The organism is Pseudomonas sp. 39004 (assembly GCF_028682155.1).
Classification (GTDB): Bacteria; Pseudomonadota; Gammaproteobacteria; order Pseudomonadales; family Pseudomonadaceae; genus Aquipseudomonas; species Aquipseudomonas capeferrum.
This window is the reverse complement of the sequence record NZ_JANIAG010000288.1, coordinates 1-3877: the sequence shown is the minus strand read 5'-3', so window position 1 is coordinate 3877 and position 3877 is coordinate 1. Positions and strand designations below refer to the sequence as shown.

The window sequence follows — 3877 nt, the reverse complement described above, 5'->3', positions numbered from 1 at the left end:
CTCTTCCGATCTTAAGTAAAGCATTGAGTACGGATCCTGTCCGAACCATCCAGCCGCGCCGTCGGCCGCAGCCGCTAGACGCTGTGACCGGCGTCCAGCGCCTGGACATCTGTTAGGCTGATCAAACCCCTCTCGGCCAGCCTCGACTATTCGCCCCATGGATGAACTGCGCAAGATCGACCTCAACCTGCTCCTGGCCTTGCATGCGCTGCTGACCGAGAAGCACGTGACCCGCGCCGCCCTTCGTCTGCATCGCAGCCAGCCGGCAGTGAGCCATGCACTGGCACAACTACGCAGGCATTTCGACGACCCGTTGCTGGTCCGCCAGAACGGCTACATGGCGCTGACCGCACGTGCGCAGTCGCTGGCCAAGCCGCTGCAAGACGCCTTGGGCAACCTCAATGCGCTGCTGGCCGCCCCCCTGTTCGACCCGGCCCAGGCCCAGCGCCGCTTCCGCTTGTCACTGTCCGACTATTCGTCGCGCATCATCCTGCCAGCGCTGGTTCGCCACGTGCGCCAGGTCGCCCCAGGCGTGGACCTGGCGATCAGCCAGGCCAGCCGAGAAACCATGTTGGCTCAGCTGCTCGATGGCGAACTCGACCTGGCCCTGGGCATCTTCCCCGACCTGCCGCAGGACATCACCGCACAGCCACTGTTCGAGGAAAGCTTCACCAGCGTCGCCGACCGCCAGGTGTTGCCCGCCAGCGGAGGCCTGGAGTTGACCGACTGGCTTGCGCGGCCCCATGTGTTGATAGCCATGCGCCCGGATGCCCACGATGAAATCGAACGCGCGCTGGCCGCCAGAGGCCTGCAACGGCGCATTGCCCTCGCTCTGCCGCACTGGAGCGCGGCGGTGGAGGTACTTGCCGGCACCGACCTGATTCTCACAGTGGCCAGCCGTGCGGTCGGTTCATTGCGCCAGCCCGCAGCGTTGCGCCGGTTTGAACCGCCACTGGCCATTCCATCGTTTGCCTATCAACAGGCCTGGCATCAGCGCAAAGACAGCGACCCTGGGCACCGCTGGCTGCGCGAAGCCGTATTGGCTTGCAGTCAGCCGCTTGATCAGCCTCCTGACTGATTGAGCACTGTCGGCTTGGCCGCAGCGCTTGTCGCCCAGTTGCCCTGCACCATGAATACCCCGCACAAAATCAGCACCACCCCGGCCAGCCTGACCAGGCTGATCGGCTTGCCACCCAACCCCATTACCCCGAAATGGTCAGCGATTACCGCCATCAGGATCTGCCCTGCCACCACCAGCGCAAGAAAACCCGCTGCGCCCAGTTTCGGCGTAAGTGCGGCTGCGCCGGCCACGTAAATGGCGCCCAGCACACCGCCGATCCATAACCACCAGGGCCCTTGCAGGGCCTTGCTTACGTCTGGTGCGGGTACCCGGAGGATCAGCAGCGCTGCGATCACCACCAGCGAACTCACCGCAAGCGAGGTGAATGCCCCCCACAACCAATGCCCCAAGGCACGGCCAACCGCGGCGTTGCCAGCCGCCTGAAACGGCAGCAGCGCACCCGCGAGCAAAGCCATGGCAATCGGGACAAGGATGAAAAACAGGGTTTTGCTGTACATGACCGCCCTCAGTTTCGAGTAGTGAGGGTGTCATGATCAGGACATTTACCAGGAGGACGGAAATCGAAAACATGCACGCGTATTATTCGTGCGATGGATGGCGGGAGACCGGACCGTGATACAGGGCAGCCCCAGAACCAACACGTTGAGCTAGGATGCTGGCCTTGCGCGCCTACTCGCTGTCGGCCGCAGGCGTATTTCCCCTTTTGTGATGGAACACATTCGATGAGCGATGAACGCAAGACGCAACTGGACCACGGCCTGATACCGACCCGCAACCTTGCACAATGCCTGGCAGTCGACCAACTTGCCCTGGCAACGGCCGTCGCACAGCAACTGCCGCCTGCCGTAGGTGAATGCCTGGTTCATGCAGCCAAGGAAAAACAGCCCTTGGGGCTGTCGAAAAAAATCGCGGGCATCGGCCTGGCCCTCGGCCAATGGTTGCAACAAGCCCCCATTGCGATTAGCCAGCAGGTGTTCGAACACTGCTGTGCCCACCCTTCGGATACGGTGCGCAGCTGGGCGGCTTTCGCGCAGGCGCACCTCACCGCCAGCCTTGACCTGCAGGCGGCCCTGGCGGCCCAACTGCGCTTCGCCAAAGACCCGCACTTCGGTGTGCGCGAATGGGCCTGGATCGCCTTGCGCCCGCGCCTCAGCGAGGACCTCCCTGCGGCCCTCGCATTGCTCGTTAGGCAGGCCAGTAGCGAAGACCCGCTGGAGCGTCGGTTCTGCATCGAAGTGCTGCGCCCACGTGGCGTCTGGTGCGAACACATAACGGCCTTCAAGCAGGCGCCGGAGGCGGCCGAAGCGCTGCTGGTGCCGCACCTGGCGGAAAGCGAGAAATACCCCCAGGACTCGGTAGCCAACTGGCTCAATGACGCCAGCAAAACCCGCCCAGACTGGGTGCTCGACCTGTTCGAGCGCCACCCACCGGCCTGCAAGGCCTCACGACGCATCCAGCAACGGGCCACACGCAGCCTGACCCGCTGAATCCCCCCCTAAGCGGCCGCCGTCAACGCGACGTCTCGACCCTCAGCACTTCGGTGTAGATGGCATCGACCGTCTGGCCCACCTTGAGGTTTTTCATCCGCGCTTGCAGGTCTGGGTTTTCGACCTTGACCACCTGCAGCTTGCCCTCTGGCGGCAGCAGGCTCACTTCATGCTGCTTGAGGTCGATCTTCTTGATCTGCGAGGTGACCCTGACCTGGCGGAACGCCTCGCCGCCCGGGTTCGGGTTGTTTGCGGTGGCGCGAATGGTGCCGGACTCATCACTGACCTTCGGCGCACCGCCCACATCGGTGTTGAGCACATAGGCCACCGCGCGGGTCACGTAGATGTCGACCGTGTCACCGACTTTGAGGTTGGGCAGCGCCTTGGCCTTTTCCGTCAACTGGAAGGTCACAGGCTTGTCGTTGGCACCCTGCACCGTGACCAGGCGCTTCTCCAGGTCGATAGCCTGCACCTGGGTGGTGACATGGCTTTCAAGCGCTTCACTGCCAATCGGCACATCGGCGGCCTGGGCCGTGAAGCTGCCAGCGAAGACCAGCGAGGCGATTGCCACAGCGCGAGCGAGTGAACTGATAGGTTTCATAGGCATGCTTCCCTGTAATCGTTTCCGGGTTGGTGCGTGAAATACTCACGCGCCCACAAGCATAGACACTGTCGGGCACCCGTGCGGCGATGCAAGGGCGCCCGCTGCGCTTAGCGGTTGCGAGTCACCCGCCAGACGGTGTTGGCCAGGTCGTCGGCGATGATCAAGGCGCCACGCGGGTCGACCGTCACCCCCACCGGCCGCCCGCGGGTCTTGCCATCCTCACCACGAAAGCCTGTGGCGAAGTCGACCGGTTCGCCTGCCGGCTTGCCCTTGCTGAACGGCACGAACACCACCTTGTAGCCCACCGGGTTCGGCCGGTTCCAACTGCCGTGCTGCCCCACGAACACACCGTCGGCGAAGCGCTCGCCCATGGCCGCAATAGAGAAGTCGACACCTAAGGCGGCCACATGCGAACCCAGGCTGTAATCCGGCTTGATCGCCGCCGCTACCTTGTCCGGGTTCTGCGGCCTGACCCGATCATCGACGTTCTGCCCCCAGTAGCTGTAGGGCCAGCCGTAGAAGCCGCCTTCGCGCACTGACGTGAGGTAGTCCGGCACCAGGTCGGGGCCAAGTTCGTCACGCTCGTTGACCACCGCCCACACCTGCCCTGTCTGCGGCTGAACAGCCAAGGCCGTCGGGTTGCGCAGGCCGGTCGCGTAGGGCCGGTGCGCGCCGGTCTGGGCATCGACCTGCCAGACCATGGCC

At 64.0% G+C, this 3877-nt stretch carries 5 protein-coding genes; 2 read left to right on the top strand and 3 right to left on the bottom strand.

Translation table 11 applies throughout. The features are described from left to right. Nucleotides 1-157 precede the first annotated feature (157 nt). Complete coding sequence (locus NP534_RS26085; RefSeq protein ID WP_274100641.1) at nucleotides 158-1078, top strand: LysR family transcriptional regulator; 921 nt, start codon at nucleotides 158-160, stop codon at nucleotides 1076-1078. Here NP534_RS26085 and NP534_RS26080 read toward each other — a convergent pair. Then, complete coding sequence (locus NP534_RS26080; RefSeq protein ID WP_274100640.1) at nucleotides 1063-1578, bottom strand: DMT family transporter; 516 nt, start codon at nucleotides 1576-1578, stop codon at nucleotides 1063-1065. The genes NP534_RS26085 and NP534_RS26080 overlap by 16 nt on opposite strands. A gap of 225 nt (nucleotides 1579-1803) precedes the next feature. Between NP534_RS26080 and NP534_RS26075 the strand changes: the two genes are divergently transcribed. Continuing rightward, on the top strand, nucleotides 1804-2568 hold the full coding sequence (locus tag NP534_RS26075; protein WP_274100639.1) for a DNA alkylation repair protein: 765 nt from the start codon (nucleotides 1804-1806) through the stop codon (nucleotides 2566-2568). 22 nt (nucleotides 2569-2590) lie between these two features. Here NP534_RS26075 and NP534_RS26070 read toward each other — a convergent pair whose 3' ends face one another. Both NP534_RS26070 and NP534_RS26065 read right to left on the bottom strand, forming a co-directional pair. Continuing rightward, complete coding sequence (locus NP534_RS26070; protein ID WP_274100638.1) at nucleotides 2591-3169, bottom strand: hypothetical protein; 579 nt, start codon at nucleotides 3167-3169, stop codon at nucleotides 2591-2593. A 110-nt stretch (nucleotides 3170-3279) separates the two neighbouring features. Beyond that, nucleotides 3280-3877: PQQ-dependent sugar dehydrogenase (locus NP534_RS26065; RefSeq protein WP_274100637.1), on the bottom strand; the 598-nt coding region annotated here is incomplete at its 5' end.

Excerpts from the sequence above, each read along its gene's own strand:
- NP534_RS26085 (WP_274100641.1), top strand. The coding sequence starts at position 158 with ATGGATGAACTGCGCAAGATCGACCTCAACCTGCTCCTGGCCTTGCAT.
- NP534_RS26080 (WP_274100640.1), bottom strand. The coding sequence starts at position 1,578 with ATGTACAGCAAAACCCTGTTTTTCATCCTTGTCCCGATTGCCATGGCT.
- NP534_RS26075 (WP_274100639.1), top strand. The coding sequence starts at position 1,804 with ATGAGCGATGAACGCAAGACGCAACTGGACCACGGCCTGATACCGACC.
- NP534_RS26070 (WP_274100638.1), bottom strand. The coding sequence starts at position 3,169 with ATGAAACCTATCAGTTCACTCGCTCGCGCTGTGGCAATCGCCTCGCTG.